The organism is Burkholderia sp. FW306-1C-G01B (assembly GCF_058781685.1).
Map to the genome: position 1 here is coordinate 67,671 of NZ_JBYSWZ010000024.1, position 24,064 is coordinate 91,734.

General features: G+C 67.2%; 27 protein-coding genes and 1 riboswitch. Of the genes, 12 read left to right on the plus strand and 15 right to left on the minus strand.

All coding sequences use genetic code 11. The features are described from left to right. The first annotated feature begins 87 nt into the window (after positions 1-87). On the plus strand, positions 88-1,248 hold the full coding sequence (locus AC3WLY_RS33635) for an MFS transporter (RefSeq protein ID WP_205785512.1): 1,161 nt from the start codon (positions 88-90) through the stop codon (positions 1,246-1,248). A gap of 91 nt (positions 1,249-1,339) precedes the next feature. Here AC3WLY_RS33635 and fahA read toward each other — a convergent pair whose 3' ends face one another. Genes fahA through AC3WLY_RS33660 form a run of 5 tightly spaced genes read right to left on the minus strand, consistent with a single transcriptional unit; the run spans position 1,340 to position 7,308 of the window. Further along, positions 1,340-2,671, minus strand: coding sequence for a fumarylacetoacetase (gene fahA, locus AC3WLY_RS33640; protein WP_492310599.1), 1,332 nt, complete (start codon positions 2,669-2,671; stop codon positions 1,340-1,342). Further along, positions 2,668-4,002: a homogentisate 1,2-dioxygenase gene (gene hmgA, locus AC3WLY_RS33645; RefSeq protein WP_492310600.1), complete on the minus strand. Its 1,335-nt coding sequence runs from the start codon at positions 4,000-4,002 to the stop codon at positions 2,668-2,670. Before hmgA ends, fahA begins: the two co-directional genes overlap by 4 nt. Before the next feature lie 15 nt (positions 4,003-4,017). Then, entirely contained in the window at positions 4,018-5,379 is a 1,362-nt protein-coding gene (locus AC3WLY_RS33650; protein WP_425131419.1) for an MFS transporter, read from the minus strand. Next, complete coding sequence (locus AC3WLY_RS33655; RefSeq protein WP_310138025.1) at positions 5,376-5,606, minus strand: DUF2783 domain-containing protein; 231 nt, start codon at positions 5,604-5,606, stop codon at positions 5,376-5,378. The genes AC3WLY_RS33650 and AC3WLY_RS33655 overlap by 4 nt, the downstream gene beginning before the upstream one ends. 40 nt (positions 5,607-5,646) lie before the next feature. Beyond that, positions 5,647-7,308, minus strand: a complete 1,662-nt coding sequence (locus AC3WLY_RS33660; RefSeq protein WP_492310601.1) for an FAD-dependent oxidoreductase — start codon at positions 7,306-7,308, stop codon at positions 5,647-5,649. Between the two features lie 361 nt (positions 7,309-7,669). Here AC3WLY_RS33660 and AC3WLY_RS33665 point away from each other — a divergent pair, with 361 nt between their 5' ends. Continuing rightward, the gene (locus AC3WLY_RS33665; protein WP_310138031.1) at positions 7,670-8,473 is read left to right on the plus strand and encodes an EAL domain-containing protein; all 804 of its coding nucleotides are present in this window, start codon (positions 7,670-7,672) and stop codon (positions 8,471-8,473) included. Between the two features lie 141 nt (positions 8,474-8,614). Here the strand turns inward: AC3WLY_RS33665 and AC3WLY_RS33670 are convergent, their stop codons facing one another. Together AC3WLY_RS33670 and AC3WLY_RS33675 are read right to left on the minus strand one after the other, a co-directional pair. Next, on the minus strand, positions 8,615-9,025 hold the full coding sequence (locus AC3WLY_RS33670) for a GFA family protein (protein ID WP_072436230.1): 411 nt from the start codon (positions 9,023-9,025) through the stop codon (positions 8,615-8,617). 149 nt (positions 9,026-9,174) lie between these two features. Further along, the gene (locus tag AC3WLY_RS33675; RefSeq protein WP_204425877.1) at positions 9,175-9,966 is read right to left on the minus strand and encodes an IclR family transcriptional regulator; all 792 of its coding nucleotides are present in this window, start codon (positions 9,964-9,966) and stop codon (positions 9,175-9,177) included. Positions 9,967-10,135: 169 nt separating this feature from the next. Here AC3WLY_RS33675 and AC3WLY_RS33680 point away from each other — a divergent pair, with 169 nt between their 5' ends. Next, positions 10,136-11,323: an acyl-CoA dehydrogenase gene (locus AC3WLY_RS33680; RefSeq protein WP_310138038.1), complete on the plus strand. Its 1,188-nt coding sequence runs from the start codon at positions 10,136-10,138 to the stop codon at positions 11,321-11,323. 150 nt (positions 11,324-11,473) lie between these two features. Here AC3WLY_RS33680 and AC3WLY_RS33685 read toward each other — a convergent pair whose 3' ends face one another. Further along, on the minus strand, positions 11,474-12,112 hold the full coding sequence (locus AC3WLY_RS33685; protein WP_034182833.1) for a peroxiredoxin: 639 nt from the start codon (positions 12,110-12,112) through the stop codon (positions 11,474-11,476). Between the two features lie 317 nt (positions 12,113-12,429). Here AC3WLY_RS33685 and AC3WLY_RS33690 point away from each other — a divergent pair, with 317 nt between their 5' ends. From AC3WLY_RS33690 to AC3WLY_RS33700, 3 genes are all read left to right on the plus strand, one after another. Then, on the plus strand, positions 12,430-12,732 hold the full coding sequence (locus tag AC3WLY_RS33690) for an ElaB/YgaM/YqjD family protein (protein WP_026044969.1): 303 nt from the start codon (positions 12,430-12,432) through the stop codon (positions 12,730-12,732). Positions 12,733-12,855: 123 nt separating this feature from the next. Further along, positions 12,856-13,245 carry a phage holin family protein gene (locus AC3WLY_RS33695; RefSeq protein WP_310138068.1) on the plus strand — a complete coding sequence of 130 codons (390 nt, stop codon included), beginning with the start codon at positions 12,856-12,858 and terminating at the stop codon, positions 13,243-13,245. Positions 13,246-13,288: 43 nt separating this feature from the next. After that, complete coding sequence (locus AC3WLY_RS33700; protein WP_072436234.1) at positions 13,289-13,732, plus strand: DUF3318 domain-containing protein; 444 nt, start codon at positions 13,289-13,291, stop codon at positions 13,730-13,732. A 54-nt stretch (positions 13,733-13,786) separates the two neighbouring features. Here AC3WLY_RS33700 and AC3WLY_RS33705 read toward each other — a convergent pair whose 3' ends face one another. The 7 genes from AC3WLY_RS33705 to glyA all read right to left on the minus strand — a co-directional run bounded on the left by AC3WLY_RS33705 (position 13,787) and on the right by glyA (position 18,575). After that, positions 13,787-14,215 carry a type IV pilin protein gene (locus AC3WLY_RS33705; RefSeq protein WP_432207788.1) on the minus strand — a complete coding sequence of 143 codons (429 nt, stop codon included), beginning with the start codon at positions 14,213-14,215 and terminating at the stop codon, positions 13,787-13,789. 14 nt (positions 14,216-14,229) lie between these two features. Next, complete coding sequence (locus tag AC3WLY_RS33710; protein ID WP_492310602.1) at positions 14,230-14,703, minus strand: hypothetical protein; 474 nt, start codon at positions 14,701-14,703, stop codon at positions 14,230-14,232. Positions 14,704-14,894: 191 nt separating this feature from the next. After that, a complete protein-coding gene (locus AC3WLY_RS33715) occupies positions 14,895-15,728 on the minus strand; it encodes a PilW family protein (RefSeq protein WP_175962498.1) in 834 nt (277 codons plus the stop codon). Then, positions 15,718-16,125: a hypothetical protein gene (locus AC3WLY_RS33720; protein ID WP_310138077.1), complete on the minus strand. Its 408-nt coding sequence runs from the start codon at positions 16,123-16,125 to the stop codon at positions 15,718-15,720. The genes AC3WLY_RS33715 and AC3WLY_RS33720 overlap by 11 nt, the downstream gene beginning before the upstream one ends. Next, positions 16,125-16,688 carry a GspH/FimT family pseudopilin gene (locus AC3WLY_RS33725; protein WP_492310604.1) on the minus strand — a complete coding sequence of 188 codons (564 nt, stop codon included), beginning with the start codon at positions 16,686-16,688 and terminating at the stop codon, positions 16,125-16,127. The genes AC3WLY_RS33720 and AC3WLY_RS33725 overlap by 1 nt, the downstream gene beginning before the upstream one ends. 153 nt (positions 16,689-16,841) lie before the next feature. Then, a complete protein-coding gene (gene nrdR, locus AC3WLY_RS33730) occupies positions 16,842-17,321 on the minus strand; it encodes a transcriptional regulator NrdR (protein WP_176049474.1) in 480 nt (159 codons plus the stop codon). A gap of 6 nt (positions 17,322-17,327) precedes the next feature. Continuing rightward, the gene (gene glyA / locus AC3WLY_RS33735; RefSeq protein ID WP_492310605.1) at positions 17,328-18,575 is read right to left on the minus strand and encodes a serine hydroxymethyltransferase; all 1,248 of its coding nucleotides are present in this window, start codon (positions 18,573-18,575) and stop codon (positions 17,328-17,330) included. Between the two features lie 137 nt (positions 18,576-18,712). Next, positions 18,713-18,813: riboswitch (ZMP/ZTP riboswitch) on the minus strand. A 180-nt stretch (positions 18,814-18,993) separates the two neighbouring features. Here glyA and AC3WLY_RS33740 point away from each other — a divergent pair. The 6 genes from AC3WLY_RS33740 (at position 18,994) to tolB (ending at position 24,054) form a co-directional block, all read left to right on the plus strand. Continuing rightward, positions 18,994-19,740 (plus strand): SDR family NAD(P)-dependent oxidoreductase, encoded by a 747-nt coding sequence (locus tag AC3WLY_RS33740; RefSeq protein ID WP_175962495.1) that lies wholly within the window; start codon positions 18,994-18,996, stop codon positions 19,738-19,740. A 107-nt stretch (positions 19,741-19,847) separates the two neighbouring features. Continuing rightward, complete coding sequence (gene ybgC, locus AC3WLY_RS33745) at positions 19,848-20,333, plus strand: tol-pal system-associated acyl-CoA thioesterase (RefSeq protein ID WP_072436240.1); 486 nt, start codon at positions 19,848-19,850, stop codon at positions 20,331-20,333. A 130-nt stretch (positions 20,334-20,463) separates the two neighbouring features. Further along, positions 20,464-21,141, plus strand: a complete 678-nt coding sequence (tolQ, locus tag AC3WLY_RS33750; protein ID WP_034182824.1) for a protein TolQ — start codon at positions 20,464-20,466, stop codon at positions 21,139-21,141. 10 nt (positions 21,142-21,151) lie between these two features. Then, positions 21,152-21,601 carry a protein TolR gene (tolR, locus tag AC3WLY_RS33755; protein WP_072436241.1) on the plus strand — a complete coding sequence of 150 codons (450 nt, stop codon included), beginning with the start codon at positions 21,152-21,154 and terminating at the stop codon, positions 21,599-21,601. Beyond that, a complete protein-coding gene (gene tolA / locus AC3WLY_RS33760) occupies positions 21,598-22,647 on the plus strand; it encodes a cell envelope integrity protein TolA (protein WP_217588225.1) in 1,050 nt (349 codons plus the stop codon). Before tolR ends, tolA begins: the two co-directional genes overlap by 4 nt. A 111-nt stretch (positions 22,648-22,758) precedes the next feature. Next, positions 22,759-24,054, plus strand: a complete 1,296-nt coding sequence (gene tolB / locus AC3WLY_RS33765) for a Tol-Pal system beta propeller repeat protein TolB (protein ID WP_034182821.1) — start codon at positions 22,759-22,761, stop codon at positions 24,052-24,054. Positions 24,055-24,064 lie beyond the last annotated feature (10 nt).

Sequence of the window (24,064 nt, forward strand, 5' to 3'; positions counted from 1 at the left end):
CCGGCGCGCATTCGTTGCGCGCGCAACGCATTCGATCCTGACGGCCTTCATGGACCTTTCAAGGTCCGCGGTGTAGCATCCCGGCCGATGAAAGCCATTCTCAATCGTGATTTCCTCGCGCTCATCCTGAGCGTCGCGGTCGTCGGCCTCGGGACCGGCGCCACGCTGCCGCTCACCGCGCTCGCACTGACCGAAGCCGGACACGGCACCAACGTCGTCGGCATGCTGACGGCCGCGCAGGCGCTCGGCGGCCTCGCGATCGTTCCGTTCGTCACCGCGCTCGCGCGGCACATCGGCTCGCGCCGCGCGATCGTCGTGTCGGTCGTGCTGCTCGCGGCAGCCACCGCGCTGATGCAGTTCACGTCGAACCTGATCCTGTGGGGCGTGCTGCGCGTGCTGTGCGGCGCCGCGCTGATGCTGCTGTTCACGATCGGCGAGGCGTGGGTCAACCAGCTCGCCGACGATTCGACGCGCGGCCGCGTCGTCGCGATCTACGCGACCAATTTCACGCTGTTCCAGATGGCGGGCCCCGTGCTCGTCAGCCAGATCGCGGGCGCGACGAGCATCCGCTTCGCACTGTGCGGCGCGCTGTTCCTGCTCGCGCTGCCGACGCTCGCGACGATCCGGCGCGCGCCGCTCGCGGGCGACGACGCGCATCACGAGGCTCACGGTCGCTGGCTCGACGTGCTGCCGCGCATGCCCGCGCTGATCATCGGCACCGGGTTCTTCGCGCTGTTCGATACGCTCGCGCTGTCGCTGCTGCCGCTCTACGCGATGGATCACGGCGTCGCGAGCGCGACCGCCGTGCTGCTCGCGTCGATCATGCTGTTCGGCGATACCGCGATGCAGTTCCCGATCGGCTGGCTCGCGGACAAGCTCGGCCGCGAACGCGTGCACCTCGGCGCGGGCTGGATCGTGCTGGCCGGCCTGCCGCTGCTGCCGCTCGTGATCGCGAACCCGTGGCTGTGCTGGCCGCTGCTGTTCGTGCTCGGCGCGGCGGCCGGCAGCATCTACACGCTGTCGCTCGTCGCATGCGGCGAACGCTTCCGCGGCGCGGCGCTCGTCACCGCGAGCTCGCTCGTGTCGGCGTCGTGGAGCGCCGCGAGCTTCGGCGGCCCGCTCGTCGCGGGCGCACTGATGGAGCAACTGGGCAGCAACGCGCTGGTCGGCGTGCTGGTCGCCTGCGTCGCGGCATTCGTCGCGGCCGCGCTGTGGGAGCGTCGCGCCGCGTTGCAACGCGCGGTCTGACACGCACGCGCCGCCACACAATGACGACGGCCCGCATGATGCGGGCCGCCCGGTACTGCCGTGCCGTGTGCTGCGTGCTACGTCTTGCGTGTTACGCGCTCCGCGCCGGCAGGATCTTGCCCGCGCAGGTGCCGAAGCCGACGCGATAGCCGTCGCCCTGGCACCATCCGGCGAGCGTCAGCTCGTCGCCATCCTCGATGAATGCGCGGCTGCCGCCGCCGTCCAGCGCAACCGGCTCCTTGCCGTTCCACGTCAGTTCGAGCAGGCTGCCGAACGAATCCTTCGTCGGCCCGCTGATCGTGCCCGAACCCATCAGGTCGCCGACCCGCGTGTTGCAGCCCGCGACCGTGTGATGCGCGAGCTGCTGCGCCATCGTCCAGTACATGTGCTTGAAGTTGGTGCGGCAGATCGACGTCGCATGCGCCGCTCCTTCGGCGCGCAGCGTCACTTCGAGCGCGATGTCGAACGCATGCCTGCCCGCGTGCCGCAGATACGCGAGCGGCTGCGGCGACTGCTCCGGCTGCGCGGTGCGGAACGGTTCGAGCGCGTCGAGCGTGACGATCCACGGCGAGATCGTCGTCGCGAACGTCTTCGCGTTGAACGGGCCGAGCGGCACGTATTCCCACTGCTGGATGTCGCGCGCGCTCCAGTCGTTCAGCAGCACCATCCCGAAGATATGCGCTTCCGCGTCCTCGCACGCGATCGGCTCGCCGAGCGCGTTGCCCTTGCCGACGATGAAGCCCGTCTCCAGCTCGATGTCGAGCTTGCGGCACGCGCCGAACACCGGGCGCTCCTGGTCGGGCAGCTTCAGTTGCCCGTTCGGGCGCCGCACCGGCGTGCCGCTCACGACCACCGACGACGCGCGGCCGTTGTAGCCGATCGGCATCTCCGACCAGTTCGGCAGCAGCGCATTCTTCGGATCGCGGAACATCGAGCCGACGTTGGTCGCATGCTCCTTCGACGAATAGAAATCGGTGTAGCCGGGGATCTCGACCGGCAGATGCAGCGTCGCGTCGCGCTGCGCGACGAGCACCTGCGCGCGCAGCGCCGCATCGTCACGCAGCCGCGCGTTGTCGCGCGAGAACAGGTCCGACAGTTGCACGCGCACGCTGCGCCACGCATCGCGGCCGAGCGCGATGAAATCGTTCAGCATCGGCTGCTCGAACGCGCGATCGCGCATCTCGATGAAATCCTCGAAGCTCGGCAGCGGCAACTTCAGCAGCCCGGCTCGCTTCAATTCGGCGAGATCGACGATCTGGTCGCCGAGCGCGACGCCCGCACGGCGCGCCGCCTGCTTCGCATCGCTGAAAATCCCGAACGGCAGGTTCTGGATCGGGAAATCGCAGGCGGGATCGTTCGCCGTATCGACCCAGCTCTTGCGGGCCGGGTCGAGCGTCGCGCGCCAGTCTTGGGTGTCGCTCATCTTTGCTCCGGGTTGAAGTGTTTCCTGATGCCTTGCCAGCATTCGAAGTAGTCGGCCTGCAACTGCGCGGTGTCGAGCGCGTAGCGCGTCGGCCGGATCAGCGTGCGGGTCTCGAACATGAACGCCATCGTCGCGTCGACCTTGTGCGGCTTCGTCGTGTCGCTCGCGGACGCCTTCTCGAACGTGTCCGCGTCGGGCCCGTGGCCCGACATGCAGTTGTGCAGGCTCGCACCGCCCGGCACGAAGCCTTCCGCCTTCGCGTCGTACGCGCCGTGCACGAGCCCCATGAACTCGCTCGCGACATTGCGGTGGAACCAAGGCGGGCGGAACGTATCCTCGGCCGCGAGCCAGCGCGGCGGGAAGATCACGAAGTCGATCGTGTCGACGCCCGGCGTATCGCTCTGCGACTGCAGCACGAGGAAGATCGACGGATCGGGATGGTCGTAGCTGATCGAGCCGATCGTGTTGAACAGGCGCAGGTCATATTTGTACGGCGCGTAGTTGCCGTGCCACGCGACGACGTCGAGCGGCGAATGGCCGATGTCCGCGCGCCACAATCGGCCGTTCAGCTTCGCGATCAGCTCGAACGCGCCTTCGCGATCCTCGTACGCGGCCTGCGGCGTCAGGAAGTCGCGTGGGTTCGCGAGACCGTTCGAGCCGATCGGGCCGAGATCCGGCAGGCGCAGCTGCGCACCGAAGTTTTCGCAGATGTAGCCGCGCGCTTCGCCGTCCGGCAGCGCGACGGAAAAACGCACGCCGCGCGGGATCACCGCGATCTCGAACGGCTCGACGTCGAGCCGGCCGAATTCGGTCGCGATGAACAGCCGCCCCTGCTGCGGCACGATCAGCAGTTCGCCGTCCGCGCTGTAGAAGAAGCGGTCCTGCATCGAGCGGTTCGACGCGTACAGGTGGATCGCGCAGCCGTTCATCGCGGCCGCCGAGCCGTTGCCGGCCATCGTCACCAGAGCGTCGACGAAATCGGTCGGCTCGACCGGCATCGGCAGCGGATCCCAGCGCAGCTGGTTCGGCGGCGTCGGCGGCACGTCGGCCGAGTCGCCGAATTCCGACACGAGCCGCTGCGGGCCCGCGTATGGCTCGAACGGCCGGTGCACGGCGGCCGGGCGGATGCGGTACAGCCACGAGCGGCGGTTGTGGCCGCGTGGCGCGGTAAACGCGGTGCCCGACAGCTGCTCCGCATACAGCCCGTACGGCGCGCGCTGCGGCGAGTTGCGGCCGTGCGGCAGCGCGCCGGGCAGCGCCTCGGTCGCGAATTCGTTCGCGAAACCGCTCAGGTAGCCGGCGGTCGCCGGTTTCGACAGGTCAAGCGTCATCGTTTCCTTTCTCCATCAATTCATCGCGGCGTTCGGCGCGTGCGCACCGTTTCGCCGCGTCACACCGGCCAATCCGAGGACGAACAGCGCCGAGCACAGCACGGGCACCGCGGCCGCGTGGAACAGCGCATCGTTCGACCAGTTGAGCGCAATCAGTTGTCCGCCGACGAGCGGCCCGAGCACCGAGCCGATCCGGCCGATGCCGAGGCTCCAGCCGATGCCCGTCGAGCGCAGCGACGTCGGGTAATACTGGCCCGCGAGCGCGTTCACGGCCGGCTGCCCGCCGACCACGCAGAACCCGCCCGCGAACACGACGACCAGCAGCCACGGCAGCGCATGCGCGACCGAGCCGATCAGCCCCACCGACACGGCCGCGCACGCGAAGCAGGCGAACAGCACGCGCACGAAGCCGTAGCGTTCGATGAACCAGCCGAGCGACAGCGTGCCGATCACGCCGCCCGTCTGCAGCACCGTACCGACGATCACCGCCGTGCCCGGCGAATAACCCGCTTCGCGCATCACGGTCGGCAGCCAGTTCGACAGGAAGTACAGATCGATCAGGTTCATGAAGCTGATCGCCCACAGCAGCAGCGTGACCGGCAGGCGGCCGTGGCTGAACAGCTCGGCCACCGGCGCGCCGGTCGCGGCCCGCTCGCGTACGACGAGGCGCGTGTCCGCATCGATGCCGGCCTGCGGCGCGAAGCGCGCGAGCCAGTCGCGCGCCTGCGCGACGCGCCCTTTCAGCACCAGGAACTGCAGCGACTCGGGCAGCCGCGCGATCATCGCGATCGCGAGCACGAGCGGCACCGCGCCGCCGACGAAGAACACCGAACGCCAGCCGAGCGCCGGAATCAGCGCGGCGCTGATGAAGCCGCCGATCGCAGCGCCAAGCGTGAAGCCGCACGACACCATCATCATCCGCTTCACGCGATGCGCGGCCGGACTGAACTCGCCGACCAGCGCCATCGCGTTCGGCATGATGCAGCCGAGGCCCAGGCCCGTGACGAAGCGCAGCGCCATCAGCACGGGAATCGAGCCCGCGAACGGCGTCGCGAGCATCGTCACCGCGAAGAACAGCGTCGAGCCGATCAGCACCGGGCGCCGCCCGATCCGGTCGGCCAGCACCGACAGCCCGAGCGCGCCGAGCAGCATCCCGAACAGGCTCGCGCTGAACACCGGGCCGAGCGCCTGCTTCGGCACGCCCCATTCGGCGATCACGCTCGGCGCGACGTAGCCCATCGCCTGCGCATCGAAACCGTCGATCACGAGGCACAGCCCGCACAACACGAGCAGCATCCAGTGAAAGCCCGGGCGATGGGTCTCGTCGATCACGCGCTCGACTTCGAGCACGCGCGCGTCGGCCGGCGCCGCGCTCATTGCGCGACCTCGGCGGCCGGATGCACGGGCGGCGTCACGCCCTGGCGCGCGAGCGCCATCGCTTCGCGCAGCACGTCGGCGTCGCCGATCTGGTTCGCGAGCAGCAGGATCAGCTTCGCGTTGACGAGCTGGCTGTCGGCGTCGGACAGGTCGCGATGCATGTCGATCAGCGCTTCGTAGAACGCGTCCGGATCGGCCAGGCGCGGGTGGGTGTCGAGTGAGGGCATGACGGGGTCTCCGGTGTCGTTATCGTGTCCATTGCGGTATTCAGCGTGCGCAGGTCGCGCGCGCCAGTGCGTCGGCAAGCGCCTGACGGTCGAGCGTGCGCATGCGTGCGCAGACATGCTGGTCGGGACGCAGCAGGTAGAACGTGCCGGGCTTCGCGTCATAGCGTTGCGCGGCGAAACCGCCGACGTCCTCCACGACGTCGATGCCGGCCACCGGCTGCGCGTGCCCGGCGTGCCCGGCGGGCACGACGAGCACCGGCCGCACCGGCAGCGCGAGGCCGTCGACGGCCTGCGCGAGCGCGGCCGCGTCGCCCGGCAACCCGAACAGCACGCCGGTGAAGCCGCCGCGCAAGTGCTGCAGCAGCCAGCCCGCCGCACCCTGCACACGCACCGGTGCATCGGCTGCCGCCGCACCCGGCCGCATCGCGCATGCGAATGCGTCGCCGCCGCGATCCGGCGTGTTCAGCGGCGAACCGGCCAGCACGGCCGGCACCGACAGGCGGCCGCTGTTCACGAGCTTGCGCGCGAATTCGCAATCGCGCGCGAGCTTCAGCGTCGCGTCGCGGAACACGCGCGACACCGGGCTTTTCGGCGTGATGAAATCGGTCGAGCGCGTCGAGTTGCGGATGTTCTCGTCGGCCGCGAACTCGCGTTCGCTCGCGTACGTATCGAGCAGACGGTCGGCCGCGCGGCCGTCGAGCACGAGCTTCAGCTTCCATGCGAGGTTGTCCGCGTCCTGCACGCCGCTGTTCGCGCCGCGCGCGCCGAACGGCGACACGCCGTGCGCGGAGTCGCCCGCGAACAGCACGCGGCCGTGACGGAACGACTCCATCCGCTGGCAGCGGAACGTATAGACGCTCACCCATTCGAGCTCGAACTCGGCGTCCGGCCCGAGCAGCGCGCGCACGCGCGGGATCACGCGCTCCGGCTGCTTCTCGGCGACGGGATCGGCGTCCCAGCCGAGCTGGAAGTCGATGCGCCATACGTTGTCGGGCTGGCGGTGCAGCAGCACCGACTGGTTCGGGTGGAACGGCGGATCGAACCAGAACCAGCGCTCGGTCGGAAACTCCGCCTTCATCTTCACGTCGGCGATCAGGAAGCGGTCCTTGAACGTACGGCCGTGGCTTTCGAGGCTCATCATCGTGCGCATCGGGCTGCGCGAGCCGTCGGCCGCGATCACGTATTGCGCACGCAGCGTCGAGACGCCGTCCGGCGTCTCGATCGTCAGCACCGCATGCTCGTCCGACTGCTCGACGCCCGTCACCTTGTGCTTCCAGCGGATGTCGAGGTTCGGCAGCTCGAACGCACGATCGGCCAGATAGCCTTCGACGTAGTACTGCTGCAGATTGATGAACGCGGGGCGCGCATGCCCTTCCTCGGGCAGCAGGTCGAATGCGTAAAGCTGTTCGTCCTGCAGGAACACCTTGCCGACGTGCCAGCTCACGCCCTTGTCGACGAAGCGCTCGCCGCAGCCGAGCCGGTCGAAGATCTCGAGCGTGCGTTTCGCGAAGCAGATCGCGCGCGAGCCGGTGGACAGCGTGTCGTCGTCGTCGAGCAGCACGACGGGCACGCCCTGCTGCGCGAGGTCGATCGCGGCCGACAGGCCCACCGGGCCCGCGCCGACGACGATCACCGGGTGAATGGCCGCGTCATGCGCGCGCGGACGGTACTCGAACTTCAGCGTCTGGTAATCGATGCTCATGGTCGCCATCCGCGCCTCAACCCTGCCGTGCGCGCGCCGGCGCGCCCGTCATTGCGCCCGTCACCTGCCGGCGCTCCCGCCCGCCTTTCCTGTCAACCGCCACGTCTCGCTCCTTGCTTCCTGTTGATTCGCGAACGGCGCCGTCGAGCGACGCCCGAATGCCGCATTTCTTGATCGGCGACAAATCCTGGATTTACGAATAGTAAAACCAATTACGAATAGTGAAATAAACGTAAACCCTAGCCGCCGGTTCCAGAACGGGATAACCATATGAGCGAAACGCCGAGCCGAGCGTGGCGCGCACTGCTAATATCCAGATACGAGGCGGCCCGTTCGGCCGCCGTTTTTCCTTCTTACGCCGATGATTCCGCCCACCATTCCCGAGCTGGTCGCCCGTGCCGGGCAACTGCCGTATCTGCGGGATCACCTCGCGCTTGCCGAAGGCGGCACCGCGAGCGCGAATCTGCCCGAGCGCACGCTCGGCAGCGCCTACGAACCGATCTACGACGTGACGATGCCCGGCGCGCCGCAATCGACGTCGTTCACCGACGCGATCGAGCGCTACGGCGACGAACTCGGCTTCCAGGCTGTCACGGTCGTCACGGGCGCCGCGCACGATCCGGTCGACTCGGCCGTCGACGACCAGACGCTCGTCGCGATCGACCGCCTGTCGCGCGCGCTGCACGCGATCAACTTCTTCGGCGCGCAGCGCCACGGGCTGCTGTTCCTGCGCGTGCACGAACGGCTGCTCAAGAGCGTGAAGTACGACCACGGCAAGCATTTCTCGTCGGTGCTGCAGCGCTTCGGGCTGCCGACCGAGCGGATCGTGATCGAGCTGCCGGCGGTCGCGGTCGCGCACAAGACCTTCCTCGGCTACCTGACGCGCAGCTACCAGCATCACGGCTTCAAGGTCGCGGACAAGCTGCCCGATCCGGGCCGCATCCTCGCGGTCGAATCGGAGATGGCGCGGCCCGACTACATCAAGATGGATGCGGGCATCGCGTTGCGCGACGGGATGGTCAAGGCGCTCGTCGCGTATGCGCAGCGCGTGCGGATTCCGCTGATCTTCGACGGCGTCGTCGACGAGGCGCAGTGCGAGCTGCTGCGCCAGCACGACGTGCGGTTCATGCAGGGGCCCGCGTTTGCGAAGGTCGTGACGGCCTGAACGGATGGGGCGGCAGGCGCGCGCGGAGAGCGGCGCGCCGCATGCCGAATGCGGGTGTCGTGCTGCTGCGGGATGGGGCGATCGGGTCGCCTGACGCGACCCGCTGCCCGACGCCTGCCCGTCGGTGCCGATGGTTACCGCTTACGCTCGTCCGCCATCGTCGTACTTGGGCAGATCGTCGTCGATCTCGATGCCCGGGAAACGATCCCCATACCAGACGTGCCACGCCGGACGCAGCCGCGACGGCTCGTCGAGCGTCGCATAATTGATTTCGACCGTTTTCGGCGCGTCGCCAAGCCGGTATTCGAGCTGCGCGCCGCAACGGCCGCAGAAGCGCCGCTCGCCCCACGCGCTCGACGCGTAGACGGTCGGCTCGCCCTGCAGGTATTCGAACGCGTCGATCGGCACCGATGCCGATGCGACGACCGCCGCGCCGGTCGTGCGCTGACAGAGCCGGCAGTGGCAAAAGCCGGCGTCGGTCGGAACGTGGGCGATACGGTAGCGGATCGCGCCGCACGCGCATCCGCCTTCCATCGTTTCTGGGTGGGACATTGCGAACCTCGTCGTCGGGAAGCCGGCGAACGATGATGAGCGCGGTTCGACCGCAGCACAAGAGACGGCGGCAGCGCCGTCATCGGCTCTCACCGACACCGGAGACGAAACCGCTGCGGCGCGACGGCGATAGCCGCGCGCCGCGTTGCTCACGCCGTCTGCCCGAGCCGCTGCGCGAGCGCCTTCAGCTTCGGCCCGACCTGCGTACGGAACACGTCCTCGTCCATCGACGATGCGGGGCCGCTGCAGCTCAGGATCAGCCAGCGCCCCTCGCGCGGCTCGCGAAACGGCACGGCCGCCGCGTTCACGTCCATATGCCACGCGCGAAACGAATAGCAGCAACCGCCCGCCGAGAACTCGGCCACCGCATGTCGTGCGGCGGCGACGAGCGCATCGGCGTCGGCCGCGCCGCCGGCCGCGCGATGCAGTTCCGCATAAAGCGCGCGGCGCACGTCCTCCGGCTGCACGGCCAGGTACGCGCGCCCCATCGAACTCGTCAGCATCGACAACCGCGAACCGGGCGCGAGCCCGAGCGTCAGCGCGGTCTCGCTGCGGATCGTCTCCAGATAGATCATGTCGAGCCCGTCGCGGCAGCCGAGCGATACGGCGGCACCGATCTCGCGCGCGAGCGCCTGCATGTGCGGCCGCGCGAGGTCGATCGTCCCCGAGCCCGACAGCAGCGCGTAGCCGAGCGACAGCACGCCGGCGTCGAGCGCATACTTTCCGAGCGTCTCGTCGTAGCGCAGATAGCCGAGCACGGTCAGCGTATAGGCGAGCCGGTTCACGGTCGCCTTCGGCAGCCCCGTGCGCTCCGCGAAGTCACGGTTGCCGAGCATCGTCTCGCCGGGCCGGAATGCGCGCAGCAGGTCGAGCCCGCGCGCGAGCGCGACGACGAACTTGCGTTCGTCGATCGTGGTTTCGTCGATGGTTGAAAGTGTCATCTGATGCTACACTGGGTTCGATTTGCAAAACATTGTTCCGCACAGCGGAACTTCAGTCAAGCGATCATTTGGCATGAGCCCGGCCAAACCGGGGACGACCGCAAAGCATGGGGTCCGCGTAAGCGCTGAAGCGCTGAAGCGCTAACGCGGACCGACAGGAGATGAGACGATGAGTGCTGCAACTTTTCATTGGGACGATCCGCTGCTGCTCGACCAGCAACTGACCGAGGAAGAGCGGATGGTGCGCGATGCCGCGCAGGCTTACGCGCAGGACAAGCTCGCGCCGCGCGTCACCGAAGCGTTCCGCCACGAGCGCACCGACGCAGCCATCTTCCGCGAGATGGGTGAAGTCGGCCTGCTCGGCCCGACGATTCCGGAGGAATACGGCGGCCCCGGCCTCAATTACGTGAGCTACGGGCTGATCGCGCGCGAAGTCGAGCGCGTCGATTCGGGCTACCGGTCGATGATGTCCGTGCAGTCGTCGCTCGTGATGGTGCCGATTCACGAATTCGGCTCGGACGCGCAGAAGCAGAAATACCTGCCGAAGCTCGCGACCGGCGAATGGATCGGCTGCTTCGGGCTGACCGAGCCGAACCACGGCTCCGATCCGGGCAGCATGGTCACGCGCGCGAAGAAGGTGCCCGGCGGCTACTCGCTGTCCGGCGCGAAGATGTGGATCACGAATTCGCCGATCGCCGACGTGTTCGTCGTGTGGGCGAAGCTCGAAGAGAACGGCAAGGACGCGATCCGCGGCTTCATCCTCGAGAAGGGCTGGAAAGGCCTGTCCGCGCCCGTGATCCACGGCAAGGTCGGGCTGCGCGCGTCGATCACCGGCGAGATCGTCCTCGACGAGGTGTTCGTACCAGAAGAGAACCTGATGCCGAACGTGAGCGGCCTGCGCGGCCCGTTCACATGCCTGAACTCGGCGCGCTACGGGATCGCATGGGGCGCGCTCGGCGCCGCCGAATCGTGCTGGCACACCGCGCGCCAGTACGTGCTCGATCGCCAGCAGTTCGGCCGGCCGCTCGCCGCGAACCAGTTGATCCAGAAGAAGCTCGCCGACATGCAGACCGAAATCACGCTCGGCCTGCAAGGCGTGCTGCGCCTCGGCCGGATGAAGGACGAAGGCACGGCGGCCGTCGAGATCACGTCGATCATGAAGCGCAATTCGTGCGGCAAGTCGCTCGACATCGCGCGGCTCGCGCGCGACATGCTCGGCGGCAACGGCATCTCCGACGAATTCGGCGTCGCGCGCCACCTCGTGAACCTCGAAGTGGTCAACACGTACGAAGGCACGCACGACATCCACGCGCTGATCCTCGGCCGCGCGCAGACGGGCATCCAGGCATTCTTCTGATCGTCCGGATGCGGCGCGCCCGGCAGCGATGCCGCGTACGCGCAAAAAGATACGGCCCGCCCGGCATGACTGCCGGGCGGGCCGTTTTTCATCCGATATAGGATCCGCGAACCGGGCCGCCGGCCCGGTACCGCGTTCACGCGCCGATGCTTACTTGTTCGGCTGCGGCGTGAGGCGCAGATACGGACGCACCGCGTTGAAGCCCTTCGGGAAACGCTTCTTCAGCTCTTCCGGATCCTGCAGCGACGGCACGATCACGACATCGTCGCCATCCTTCCAGTTGCCGGGCGTCGCGACCTTGTAGTTGTCGGTCAGTTGCAGCGAGTCGATCACGCGCAGCACTTCGTCGAAGTTGCGGCCCGTGCTGGCCGGATAGGTGATGGTGAGCCGCACCTTCTTGTTCGGGTCGATCACGAACAGCGAGCGCACCGTCAGCGTTTCGTTCGCGTTCGGATGGATCATGTCGTACAACTGCGAAACCTTGCGGTCCGCATCGGCAATGATCGGGAAGCCGACGACCGTCGACTGCGTTTCGTTGATGTCGTTGATCCAGCCCTTGTGCGATTCGACGCCGTCGACCGACAGCGCGATCACCTTCACGTTGCGCTTCTCGAATTCGCCCTTCAGCTTCGAGGTCAGCCCGAGTTCAGTCGTGCACACCGGCGTGTAGTCGGCCGGGTGGGAGAACAGGACGCCCCAGCTGTCGCCGAGCCACTCGTGAAACTTGATCGGGCCCAGGCTCGATTCCTGCTCGAAATCCGGTGCGATGTCGCCAAGACGCAGACTCATGATGTTCCCTCCTCGAACGATGCTGGTTGAAACCGCGCGCCGTATGGCGCGGGACAGTCCATCAGCTTACGGGAAGCAATGGGCCGTGCGAACGATTATTCCGTTTGATATTCATACTTTTTTGTCATTTTTACGCGGTGTTGCGGCAAGACGGCCGGCCACGTGGGAAACTTTTCACCCGTTTGCCGCCCTGCTGATACTTACAAATCGTTTACCATGCGATCTTGCACTGCCGCCGTGCGTCTTCACGGCTCGCCAGCAGGCAGGCGTTTCGCTACGATGTGAACCTGCAGCATGACAGCACGAAGGGAGTTGCAATGTCGGAAATCAACAAGGAGAAACTGATGTCGGATATCAAAACCGTTCTCGCGGACGCCGAAGACCTGCTCAAGCAAGCCGCCAGCAGCACGGGCGACCGTGCGGCCGAGTTGCGCGAGAAAGCCATGTCGCGCCTGAAGCAGGCCAAGGACAAGGCCGCCGACGTCCAGGTCGTGGTCGTCGAGAAAGGCAAGAAGGCCGCTCGCGCGACCGACGATTACGTGCACGAGCATCCGTGGACGTCGATCGGCGTTGCAGCCGGCGTCGGCGTGCTGATCGGTCTGCTGATCAACCGCAAGTAACGCGCGCTGCGCCGTTCCGTCCCGTGGGCCGCGTCGCGCGGCCTGCGGGCGTCGAAGCCGACCGGCGGTTGCCGCCGGCCGGCTTTGTCCTAGCTGCTCACTGCACGCGCAAGCACCTCACCCATGACGACAGACACCACCTCGCAGCCATCCGGCCAAGGACCGCTGCGCCGCCTCGTCGGCTCCGCGATCGGGCTTCTGCAAACGCGCCTCGAACTGGTGGGCATCGAGCTTGCCGAAGAGAAGGAACGCCTGATGGGCGTGCTGTTCCTCGGGCTCGCCGCAATGATGCTCGCGACGATGGCGCTCATGAGCCTGACCGTGCTCGTCGCGATCGCGTTCTGGGATACCTATCGCTGGCAATCGCTCGCAGCGATCACCGCGCTGTATGCCGCAGGCGGCATCGTGTGCGCACTGAAGGCGCGCTCGAGCCTGCGCGATGCACCGACCGTGTTCGAGGCGACGCTCGCCGAACTCGATAAAGACCGCGAACTGTTCCGCGGCAAGCCGTGAACGCAGTCGTGTTCCCCCTTCCCACCTACTTCGCCGACGCGCCATGAGCCAGAACGTCACGGGCAATGCACACCGCCCCCATTCGTCGCGATCGAACTGGAGCGCGTCGCAGCATCGCGCGCTCCGCAAGGAATTGCTGATCCTGCGATCCGAAGTCGAGCGGCTCGAACTCGCGGCGGCCGCCGGCGAAATGCGCCAGGCCGTCACGCGCTTCAGCTGGCTCAAGGTATTCATCCCCGGCCTTTCCGGCAGCAAGTTCAGCCAGTCCGCAAAAAACCTGAACGCGAGCCTCGGCCACCTCGTCAACCAGTATCCGATGCTGAGTTCGCTCGCGTCGCTCGTGCTGGCGAAACCCGTTCGCTCGCTGCTGCGCGCGAGCGCGGGCCCCGCGCTGAAGTGGGGCACGCTCGGCTTCGCCGCATGGGAGGTCTACCGGATCTGGAAGCAGTCGCGCGACGAGCGCGAGCTCGACGCACACGACGACTGATACTCGGCGACCAGCGCGCACGGCCATGCGCCGTTGCGCGCCCTTCGTGCGAATTCAACGCACGCCCCAACAAGCAGCACCCTGTTCGTCGGCGCCATCCCTTCGCGCATTGCCCTTCGTCCCGTCCGAACGCAGCGTGAAGGCGCCGCACGCATCGTCGTGCATCGGGCCCGTGTCGAGCGGGCTTGCTTCCAGCTCGTAGGTGACCGGCGAGTCGTCGCCGTCCGGCCGCCTGAGCGTCAATCGATAAACGGCCCGCCCGTCCGGCGGCGCCTGCGCGAGCGCGTCCGGCAATGCCGGCGGCGGTGCGCCGTCCAGCGTTTCGAGATATTGGGCCGCCCGATACAGCGCGGACACCGCCGACGCGTGATGAACGCGCACGACATGCTCGCGATACGACGGGATGCCCCATCCGGCCAGCACCGCGACGATCGCGAGCACGATCATCAGCTCGAGCAGCGTGAATCCCGCCGATCGGTACACGGACGCGCGACCGTTCACCGAAGCACCGCCGCGACGCGCCGCCAGCGCAGCGCAACGATGCGGCCGTCGCGTATTGCGACCTGGTGTTGCAGCCAGACGGCACTCGACACGTGCGCGCCGACGCCACGCGCGGTGACGACGTAAGCGCGGCCACCGGCCGGCCCTGCTCCGCGCCACGCCTCGATCAGGCATCGCGGCGGCTGCGCGGCCATCGGCCATCCGGCGAACGGCGCGAACGCTTCGGCGGCCGCCATCGCCGGCATGCGCCGCCACGCGTCGGGCTCCGTGTGCGATTCGCCTTCGTTCACGTAGGGTGCCGAGCCACGGAGCAATCGCGCGGTGCACGCCGCAAGCGCGGCATCGGCCGCATGGAATGCAATCAGCCGATCCGACAACGCACGCGTGCGGCGCGATTCCGTCAGCGCGGATTCGAACCAAGTGCCTGTCAGTGCTGCAACGGCGGCACCGACCGCGATCACTGCGGGCAATGCGAGGCCCGCGTCGCGACGCCAATCGCGACCGGCCGACCGGAAACGTATGCGCGGCTCGCGCCGGTTCGTTGCCACGGCTCCCGTGCGCACGGCCTGCCGCAGTTCGTCACTGTTCGCCACAATGTGCCCGGGCAGGTTGCCTGCCGCAACGCATCGCGATATCTCCCGCGCGTACCTTCCTGCTTCGCTCATCGCAACACCTCGCGTGCGTGCGTTGCGTCGCGCAACGTATCGTCGAATGCGATCGCTGCATTCCTCAACGCGACGACACGATGCAGCGTCAAACGTGCACGGCCGTCCTGTGCAACCGCAGCTCGACCGTCGCAGTCGACGTGGCGGGCCGGCTCGCGCATCGGTTCGCCGCGCGCCCGCACGCAGACATGCACGGCCACGACATCGCGCCAGTCGTCGACACGCATTGCATCGGCATCGACGAACTGCATGCCGCCGCGACGAAGATAGCGCGCACGCAACTGATCGATGCCCGACACGACCGGCTGTGGCGTGCCTGGACGGCCGTTTCCTTCGCAGTACAGTTCGGGCTCGCCGGTCGACGGACTGACGTGCGCATCGAAGCGGTTCTCCACCGGTGCCCGTTCGCCGGACACGCCGGCACCCTGCCCGAGACAATCCGACACCTGGCCGCTCGCCGTCGGCCACGTCGACACGGCATCGCCGACATATCGGATCAGCAGTGCGTCCGACGAAGCGCTCGCAGGCTCGCACCGTACCTGCGCACCGTCGCCGCGCACGCGCGCCATCGAACAACCGAACACCGGCGGCAACGATGACGCGCGTTCTGCATCGAGCGGCCGGAATCCTGCCATCTGGAGCTGCTGGCCGATCAGCATCAGCGCGGTGCCGGCTGCATCGCGCATCCGGAACCCGTCTTCCGCGCGCCGCTGCGCAACGCGCTGCGCGTGGTACAGCGCACCGGCCGCCGCGAGCACGAGAAGGCCGACGGTCATCGCGATCAGCACTTCGAGCAGCGTATGCGCACGCATGCGGCGATCAGCGTTCATCTGCACCAGCCTCCCGAAACGGAATCCGGACGCAAGACGGCGGCTGCGCCGACGCACCTGCAACTTCGCATCGCGGCGAAACCGCTGCATTGCCGCCTCTCCAGCCGACAATCGCGTACCGGACGCCGGCCGGCCCGTCGTCGAGCGTCATCGCACCGCCGGGCAACGATGCAGCCGCCAGCGCCGCGAGACCGTCGTCGGCTCCTGCGCCGGCGCGCGGGCGCTCGACACGCGCATCGGCCAGCCACAGCGCGCGTTCACGCCAGATCGTCGCCCGCTGCGTGCGCGCCATCGCGAGCTGGCTGCCGGCCACCGCCAGCATCACGGTCGCGAGCAGCGCGACGGCCAGCATCGCCTCGATCAGCGACGTGCCGTGCATTGCGTTGCGCATGGTCATCACGCCGCGCCGCAACGGCCGGTGACAATGCGCGCACGGCCGCCCGCCGCAATCCGCACGCAACGCGAAGCGCGTGCGTCGTCGGCTCCGGACGGGTCGCGGCGCGGACGCAATTCGAAACGCCGGATTCCGCCGATCGCCTGGCCGACCGGCGGCGCGAAAGCCAGATCGTGCGCGGCGCCCGCGACGGCCACTTCGGCATCGCGCGGATAGCGCCGCAGCACGCGCGACTGCCCGTCGAATTGCCCGCTGACGAGCCAGTCGCACGACCATTCGGCCGGATCGCACCGCTCGCCGGCACGCAGGCAAACACCGTCGTTCCCGGCCCGGCACAGCGTGACGCGCACGCCGAGACGCGTCGCCTCGGTACGCGCAAACGACAGCGCCCCGAGCAACGCAAGCGAGCGCGCATCCACGCGTTCGCGCATGCGCCACTGGTCGAACGCGGGTGCCGCATAGAGTGCAAGCCCGGCCGCCAGCGCGATAACGACCATCAGCTCGACGAGCGTGAACCCGCCCGAGCGTCGCACCACGCTTTTCAAGAATGGGTAACGCAGTCCCATCGCAGTCGTCCTCCGCCAAGGTGATGCGACGACTGTAGCGACACGTGCGGACGCACGCCATTTGCCGAACGGCTGACTGGCGACATGCGATCGCGACCGACACAATCGGCGCGAACTGAACCAACGGAGAAGACGATGAACGGACGCAGCGCGTCAGCGCTTACGCGGGGTCTTGGTGGGAGAGGCGCGACGGAACTCTTCGATCACGTCGGCAAATTCAGAAACGTCCTCGAACCGGCGATACACCGATGCGAAGCGGACATAGGCAATCGTATCGAGGCCGCGCAACTCGTTCATCACGAGTTCGCCGAGCTTCTCGCTACGCACTTCACGCTCGCCTGTCGCGAGCAGTTGATATTCGATGCGGGCGACCGCCGCATCGATCGCGTCGGCGGCAACCGGCCGCTTGCGCAGCGCGAGTTGCATGCTGGCGACGATCTTGCGGCGGTCGAATTCCGTGCGGCTGCCGTCCTTCTTCACGACGAACGGCAGGGACAGCTCGACCCGCTCGTACGTCGTGAAGCGCTTGTCGCAAGCCGAGCAGCGACGGCGCCGCCGAATCGCGGCGCCATCTTCGGACACGCGCGAATCAACGACCTGCGTGTCGTCATGCCGGCAGAACGGGCAGCGCATCGTCGATCAGCGATAGACCGGGAAACGCTTGGTCAGCTCGGCGACCTGCGCACGCACGCGCTCGATCGTCGCTGCATCTTCCGGGTTCTCCAGCACGTCGGCGATCAGGTTGCCCACCTGCTCCGCTTCCGCCGGCCCGAAGCCGCGCGTCGTCATCGCCGGCGAACCCAGGCGCACGCCACTCGTCACGAACGGCTTTTCCGGGTCGTTCGGGATCGCGTTCTTGTTCACCGTGATGTGCGCCGCGCCGAGCGCCGCTTCCGCTGCCTTGCCCGTGATGTTCTTCGCACGCAGGTCGACCAGCATCACGTGGCTTTCCGTGCGGCCCGACACGATCCGCAGCCCGCGCTTCACCAGCGTTTCAGCCAGCACGCGCGCGTTCTCGATCACCTTTTCCTGGTACGCCTTGAACTCCGGCGACAGCGCTTCCTTGAACGCCACCGCCTTCGCCGCGATCACGTGCATCAGCGGGCCGCCCTGGATGCCCGGGAAGATCGCCGAGTTGATCGGCTTCTCGTACTCGGACTTCATCAGGATCACGCCGCCGCGCGGGCCGCGCAGGCTCTTGTGCGTCGTCGTCGTGACGAAATCAGCGTGCGGCACCGGGTTCGGGTACACGCCGGCCGCGATCAGGCCCGCGTAGTGCGCCATGTCGACCATCAGGTACGCGCCCACCGACTTCGCGATCTTCGCCAGGCGTTCGAAATCGATCTTCAGCGAGAACGCCGACGCGCCCGCGATGATCAGCTTCGGCTTGTGTTCCTGCGCGAGCTTCTCGGCCGCTTCGTAGTCGATGTCTTCGTTCTCGTTCAGGCCGTAGCTCACGACGTTGAACCACTTGCCCGACATGTTCACCGGCGAGCCGTGCGTCAGGTGGCCGCCGTGCGCGAGGCTCATGCCCATGATCGTGTCGCCCGGCTTGAGCATCGCGAAGAACACGCCCTGGTTCGCCTGCGAACCCGAGTTCGGCTGCACGTTCGCCGCTTCCGCGCCGAACAGCTGCTTCACGCGGTCGATCGCCAGCTGCTCGACCACGTCGACGTACTCGCAGCCGCCGTAGTAGCGCTTGCCCGGATAACCTTCCGCGTACTTGTTCGTGAGCTGCGAGCCCTGCGCGGCCATCACGGCCGGGCTCGTGTAGTTTTCCGACGCGATCAGCTCGATGTGATCTTCCTGGCGGCGGTTTTCATGCTCGATCGCTGCAAAGACTTCGGGATCGACGTTCGCGATGGTGCTTTGGGCTCTGTCAAACATACGGTTTCCGTTAAGTGTGTACAGGTTGACCGGGGTGGCCGAGTACGATGCGCTGCTGGCGGGACCAGCTCGACGTGGCGGAAGAATCCGGATGACGCGAGGCAGGACAGCCACCGGCAATGCACGCGACGGCGCACAACGGCTGCCCAGGCGAACGGCAAAAACGGCGCCCCGCGCTTCACGGTGGGATGCTCCACCTTGAACCCGAAGGGTTCTATCGCCAGTCACGCAGGGGTGATGAGCGCGTTAGTGTATTGGATGCGTCATGAATAGGCAACCGCACGGCAGCGCGCCGGGAGCAATTGGGGCCAGACTCTACGCGCCCGTGCCGAAACGCTTTGCCGCCTTGCCGCGGTGCGGCAATCTCAGTAGGCTTGCGGGATATCACCCGCTACTTTGTTATCGACCAGGAGCAGCAATGATCGTGTTCGTCACAGGCGCGTCCGCCGGCTTCGGCGCCGCCATCGCCCGTGCCTTCGTCAAAGGAGGCCACCGCGTCGTCGCGACCGCGCGTCGCAAGGATCGTCTCGATGCGCTCGCCGCCGAGCTCGGCGATGCCCTTCTGCCGCTCGAGCTCGACGTGCGCGACCGCGCGGCCGTCGAAGCCGTGCCGGGCGCCCTTCCCGCCGAATTCGCGGCGCTCGACGTGCTCGTCAACAACGCCGGCCTCGCGCTTGGCGTCGAGCCGGCCCACAAGGCCAGCCTCGACGAATGGCAGACCATGATCGACACGAACTGCTCGGGCCTGGTGACCGTCACGCACGCGCTGCTGCCCGGCATGATCGAGCGCGGCCGCGGCCATATCTTCAATCTCGGTTCGGTTGCCGGAACCTATCCGTATCCGGGCGGGAACGTATACGGCGCAACCAAGGCTTTTGTCCGACAATTCAGCCTGAACCTGCGCGCCGACCTGATCGGCACGCCGTTGCGCGTGACCGATATCGAGCCGGGCCTGTGCGGCGGCACGGAATTCTCGAACGTCCGCTTCCGCGGCGACGACGCGAAGGCGGCGAACGTGTACCAGAACGTCCAGCCGCTCACGTCCGAGGACATCGCCGACACGATCTACTGGATCGCGACGCGCCCGGCACACGTGAACATCAACACGATCGAGATGATGCCGGTCGCCCAGGCACCGGCCGGCCTCACGATCCATCGCGGCTGACCCATCGCGCGCAGCCGCGGCCGGCCTCCGGCCGGCCCGCGGTGTGCCGCGTCGTACTACATTCCGTTACGAAACGGTTACGAATCCGGTTCCTGCGTTCCGGTAGAATGCGCGCCATGACTCAGCCTACCCGCTCCCCGGAAGGGCGTTCCGGCTTTACCTGGCCGGTGCGCGTGTACTACGAGGATACCGATGCAGGCGGCATCGTCTTCTATGCCAACTACCTGAAGTTCTTCGAGCGCGCCCGCACCGAGTGGCTTCGCGCATGCGGCATCGACCAGCGTCGGCTCGCCGACGATACCGGTGCGATCTTCATCGTCCGCAGCACGTCGCTCGACTACCGCGCACCGGCGCGACTCGACGACACGCTGGCGATCACGAGCCGGCCCGGACGCATCGGCCGCGCATCGGTGGAATTCACGCAGGAAGCCTGGTGTGGCGACACGCTGCTCGTGGCCGGACATATCCGCCTCGGCTGCGTCGACCGTAACGGTATCCGGCCCGCGGCCATCCCGCCGGCCGTGCTCGACGCGCTGCAACGCGGGCCCGTCATCGACGCCGGGCAGACTGTATTGTCAACGAAGCTCGCATGAGCGCCGTTTAGACAAAGCCCATGAACTTGCCTTCCTGATTCGATACTAAGCAAGGTTCGGCGCCAGGCTTGGCCGGCGCGCCGCGCCGCACGCATACCGGGCGCCCCGAAGGGACGTTACTCAAACCTCTATGAACACTTCTCAAGACCTGTCGATCATTTCCCTCGTCCTCAACGCGAGCGTGCTGGCCCAGGCCGTGATGGGGCTGCTGCTGCTGCTGTCGCTGATGTCGTGGACCTTCATCTTCCGCAAGTGGTTTGCGATCCGCCGCGCACGCGCGCAGACCGAACGCTTCGAGAGGGATTTCTGGTCGGGCGGCGACCTGCAGGCGCTGTACCAGAGTGCGGCCAACAACCGCCACACGATCGGCGCGCTCGAGCGGATCTTCGAATCGGGTATGCGCGAATTCCTGAAGGCGAAGGAAAAGCGCCTCAGCGATCCGGGCCTCGTGCTCGACGGTGCACGCCGCGCGATGCGCGCGTCGTTCCAGCGTGAAATGGACGTGCTCGAAGCGAACCTCGCGTTCCTCGCATCGGTCGGTTCGGTCAGCCCGTACATCGGCCTGTTCGGCACGGTCTGGGGGATCATGAACTCGTTCCGCGGCCTCGCGAACGTGCAGCAGGCCACGCTCGCGAACGTCGCGCCGGGCATCGCCGAGGCGCTCGTCGCCACCGCGATCGGCCTGTTCGCCGCGATTCCGGCGGTGGTCGCGTACAACCGCTACGCGCACGACATCGACCGCCTCGCGATCCGCTTCGAGACCTTCATCGAAGAGTTCTCGAACATCCTGCAGCGTCAGGCCCAGTAAGGAGCTCGCCATGGCAGGAAGTCCCATCCGATCCAGCATGCGCGGCGGCCGCTCGCGCCGCGCAATGGCCGACATCAACGTCGTGCCGTACATCGACGTAATGCTGGTGCTGCTCGTGATCTTCATGGTCACCGCACCGCTCGTCGCCCCGTCGATCATCAACCTGCCGACCGTCGGCAACGCCGCGCCGCAGGAGCAGACGCCGCCCGTCGTCGTCAACATCAAGGCCGACCGCACGATGAGCGTCAAATACAAGGGCGACTCGGGCGCGACCCGGGAAGACACGATGACGAAGGCCGAGCTCGACAGCTTCATCTCGGCCCGGCAGGCCGATCATCCCGACCAGCCGGTCGTGATCGCGGCCGACAAGACCGTGCAGTACGATGCGGTCATGACCGTGATGTCGGATCTGAAGGCGCGCGGCGTCAAGCGCGTCGGCCTCCTCGTCAAATCGCAATGAACCGGCAGCAATCCCTGCGCAGCACCGGCTATCCGCCTCGGCCACCTCGCGAGCGCGGCACCTGGCGTGCATTCGCGCTCGCCGCGCTGATGCACGTGCTGCTCGCGCTGTTTCTCTATCACGGCGTGCAGTGGCAGAACAGCACGCCGGCCGGCGCCGAAGCCGAGCTGTGGACCGAAGTGCCCGACGTCGCCGCGCCGCGGCCTGTCGTGACGCCGCCCGCAAAGGTCGCGCCGCCCCCTCCCCCGGTGCGCGACGAACAGGCCGACATCGCGCTGCAGCAGAAGAAGCGGCAGCAGGAAGCAGCCGCGCGCGAAGCGCTGCTCGAGCAGCAGCGCCACGCGCAGCAACTGAAGGCCCAGCAGGAAGAGGACGCCCGGCGCGCGCAACTTGCGGCGCAGCAGGCTGCCGCGCTCGCCGCGCAGAAGGCCGCGGAACGCGACAGGCAGAAGCAGGCCGACAAGCTCAAGCAACAGCAGCTCGCCGAGCAGCAGAAGCTCGAACAGCAGAAACTCCAGCAGCAGAAGCAGGCGCAGCTCGAAGCGCAGCAGGCGGCGAAGGCGAAGTCCGACGCGGCCGCGAAGGCGAAGGCGGAAGCCCAGGCCAAGGCGAAGGCCGAAGCCACGGCGCGCGCAAAGGCCGATGCGGCGGCGAAGGCGAAGCTCGACCGCGAACGCAGCGCGCGTCTCGCGCAGATGCAGGGCCTGTCCGGCGCCGGCGAAGGTGGCGGCGAAGGCCTCGCGAAGAGCGGCACGGGTACGGGCTCCGGCGGCAATGCCGCATCGCCCGGCTATGCCGACAAGGTGCGCCGCCGCGTCAAGCCGAACATCGTTTGGGGCGGCGAGCGAGCAGGCCTGACCACCGTCGTCAAGATTCGGTGCACGCCGTCCGGTGACGTATTGAGCGCATCGGTCTCCCGCTCCAGCGGGAATTCGGGGTGGGATCAAGCCGTGGTCAATGCGATCCAGGCATCGGTCCCGTTGCCGCCCGATTCTAACGGTCGTACCCCGTCGGACATTACGATTACCTTCAAGGCGGCGGAGTGAAAGGAAATACGCTTACACTCCGGGCGTCGCTGTCGGACGGGAACGAATCGGGTATTTTTACTGTCTCTCTGCGGTTGCGCAGCGATCCAAGTCATACGGGAAGCAAGAAGCATGAGTTTGATGACAAAACTAGGTTTCAGGGCACTCGTGGCCTCGTGTCTGATTGCGGCGGGCAGCGCCGCTAACGCCCAGGTCAACGTGCTGATCACCGGTGTCGGTTCGACCCAGTTCCCCATTGCCACAGCGAATTTCGCGAACGAGGCGGGCCTGCCGCAGCAGGTCACGTCGATCGTCCGCGCCGACCTCGCCCGCAGCGGCAAATTCACCAACATCGACGCGGGCAGCACGCCCGTGCCCGAGACCGCCTCGGTCGATCTCGGCGCATGGAAGGCCAAGGGCGCGAATGCGTTCGTCGCCGGCAGCGTGAACCGCGACGCGAACGGCCAGTACAAGGTCAACTTCATCCTGTACGACACCGTGAAGCAGCAAAGCCTCGGCGGCCTGTCGCTGACGGCCACCGACACCACGCTGCGCACGGCCGGCCACAAGATTGCCGACTACATCTACCAGAAGCTGCTCGGCGTGCGCGGCGTGTTCGCCACGCGCCTGTCGTATGTGATCAAGACCGGTAATCGCTACCAGCTGCAGATCTCGGATTCGGACGGCCAGAACGCGCGCATCGCACTGTCGAGCACCGAGCCGATCATCTCGCCGGCCTGGTCGCCGAGCGGCACGAAGGTCGCGTACGTGTCGTTCGAGCGCAAGAAGCCGATCGTCTACATCCATGACCTGCCGACCGGCCGCCGCTACATGGTCTCGGACCAGAAGGGCAACAACAGCGCACCGGCATGGTCGCCGGACAGCAACACGCTCGCCGTCGCGCTGTCGCTGACCGGCAACACGCAAATCTATACGGTCAATGCGAACGGCGGCGGCCTGCGCCGTCTCACGCAGAGCAGCTCGATCGACACCGAGCCGTACTACTCGCCGGACGGCCGCTGGATCTACTTCACGAGCGATCGCGGCGGCGCGCCGCAGATCTACCGGATGCCGGCACAGGGCGAAAGCGCCGGTGCCGCGCAGCGCGTGACCTTTACCGGCAGCTACAACACGAGCCCGCGTGTGAGCCCGGACGGCAAGCTGCTCGCCTACATCTCCCGCACCGGTGGGGGCTTCAAGCTGTACGTTCAGGATCTGCAATCCGGAGCGGCGAACGCCATCACGAATACGAATCACGACGAATCGCCGAGCTTCGCGGCAAACGGCCAGTACCTTCTGTACGCTACCCAGTCGGGTGGTCGCAACGTTCTGGCTGCAGTGCCCTCCGACGGCAGCGCGCCGCCACAGATCCTGTCCGTCCAGGGCGGCTCCGTTCGTGAGCCGTCCTGGGGGCCCTTCATGCAATGACCACAAGGAG

Coding starts and splice junctions, on each gene's coding strand:
- hmgA (WP_492310600.1), bottom strand. CDS start 4,002: ATGACGCTTGACCTGTCGAAACCGGCGACCGCCGGCTACCTGAGCGGT.
- AC3WLY_RS33675 (WP_204425877.1), bottom strand. CDS start 9,966: ATGACACTTTCAACCATCGACGAAACCACGATCGACGAACGCAAGTTC.
- AC3WLY_RS33635 (WP_205785512.1), top strand. CDS start 88: ATGAAAGCCATTCTCAATCGTGATTTCCTCGCGCTCATCCTGAGCGTC.
- fahA (WP_492310599.1), bottom strand. CDS start 2,671: ATGAGCGACACCCAAGACTGGCGCGCGACGCTCGACCCGGCCCGCAAG.
- AC3WLY_RS33650 (WP_425131419.1), bottom strand. CDS start 5,379: ATGAGCGCGGCGCCGGCCGACGCGCGCGTGCTCGAAGTCGAGCGCGTG.
- tolR (WP_072436241.1), top strand. CDS start 21,152: ATGGCAGGAAGTCCCATCCGATCCAGCATGCGCGGCGGCCGCTCGCGC.
- AC3WLY_RS33720 (WP_310138077.1), bottom strand. CDS start 16,125: ATGACCATGCGCAACGCAATGCACGGCACGTCGCTGATCGAGGCGATG.
- tolQ (WP_034182824.1), top strand. CDS start 20,464: ATGAACACTTCTCAAGACCTGTCGATCATTTCCCTCGTCCTCAACGCG.
- tolA (WP_217588225.1), top strand. CDS start 21,598: ATGAACCGGCAGCAATCCCTGCGCAGCACCGGCTATCCGCCTCGGCCA.
- nrdR (WP_176049474.1), bottom strand. CDS start 17,321: ATGCGCTGCCCGTTCTGCCGGCATGACGACACGCAGGTCGTTGATTCG.
- AC3WLY_RS33700 (WP_072436234.1), top strand. CDS start 13,289: ATGAGCCAGAACGTCACGGGCAATGCACACCGCCCCCATTCGTCGCGA.
- AC3WLY_RS33695 (WP_310138068.1), top strand. CDS start 12,856: ATGACGACAGACACCACCTCGCAGCCATCCGGCCAAGGACCGCTGCGC.
- AC3WLY_RS33715 (WP_175962498.1), bottom strand. CDS start 15,728: ATGAACGCTGATCGCCGCATGCGTGCGCATACGCTGCTCGAAGTGCTG.
- tolB (WP_034182821.1), top strand. CDS start 22,759: ATGAGTTTGATGACAAAACTAGGTTTCAGGGCACTCGTGGCCTCGTGT.
- AC3WLY_RS33685 (WP_034182833.1), bottom strand. CDS start 12,112: ATGAGTCTGCGTCTTGGCGACATCGCACCGGATTTCGAGCAGGAATCG.
- AC3WLY_RS33670 (WP_072436230.1), bottom strand. CDS start 9,025: ATGTCCCACCCAGAAACGATGGAAGGCGGATGCGCGTGCGGCGCGATC.
- glyA (WP_492310605.1), bottom strand. CDS start 18,575: ATGTTTGACAGAGCCCAAAGCACCATCGCGAACGTCGATCCCGAAGTC.
- AC3WLY_RS33690 (WP_026044969.1), top strand. CDS start 12,430: ATGTCGGAAATCAACAAGGAGAAACTGATGTCGGATATCAAAACCGTT.
- AC3WLY_RS33740 (WP_175962495.1), top strand. CDS start 18,994: ATGATCGTGTTCGTCACAGGCGCGTCCGCCGGCTTCGGCGCCGCCATC.
- AC3WLY_RS33665 (WP_310138031.1), top strand. CDS start 7,670: ATGATTCCGCCCACCATTCCCGAGCTGGTCGCCCGTGCCGGGCAACTG.
- AC3WLY_RS33680 (WP_310138038.1), top strand. CDS start 10,136: ATGAGTGCTGCAACTTTTCATTGGGACGATCCGCTGCTGCTCGACCAG.
- AC3WLY_RS33725 (WP_492310604.1), bottom strand. CDS start 16,688: ATGGGACTGCGTTACCCATTCTTGAAAAGCGTGGTGCGACGCTCGGGC.
- ybgC (WP_072436240.1), top strand. CDS start 19,848: ATGCGCGCCATGACTCAGCCTACCCGCTCCCCGGAAGGGCGTTCCGGC.
- AC3WLY_RS33660 (WP_492310601.1), bottom strand. CDS start 7,308: ATGAGCATCGATTACCAGACGCTGAAGTTCGAGTACCGTCCGCGCGCG.
- AC3WLY_RS33655 (WP_310138025.1), bottom strand. CDS start 5,606: ATGCCCTCACTCGACACCCACCCGCGCCTGGCCGATCCGGACGCGTTC.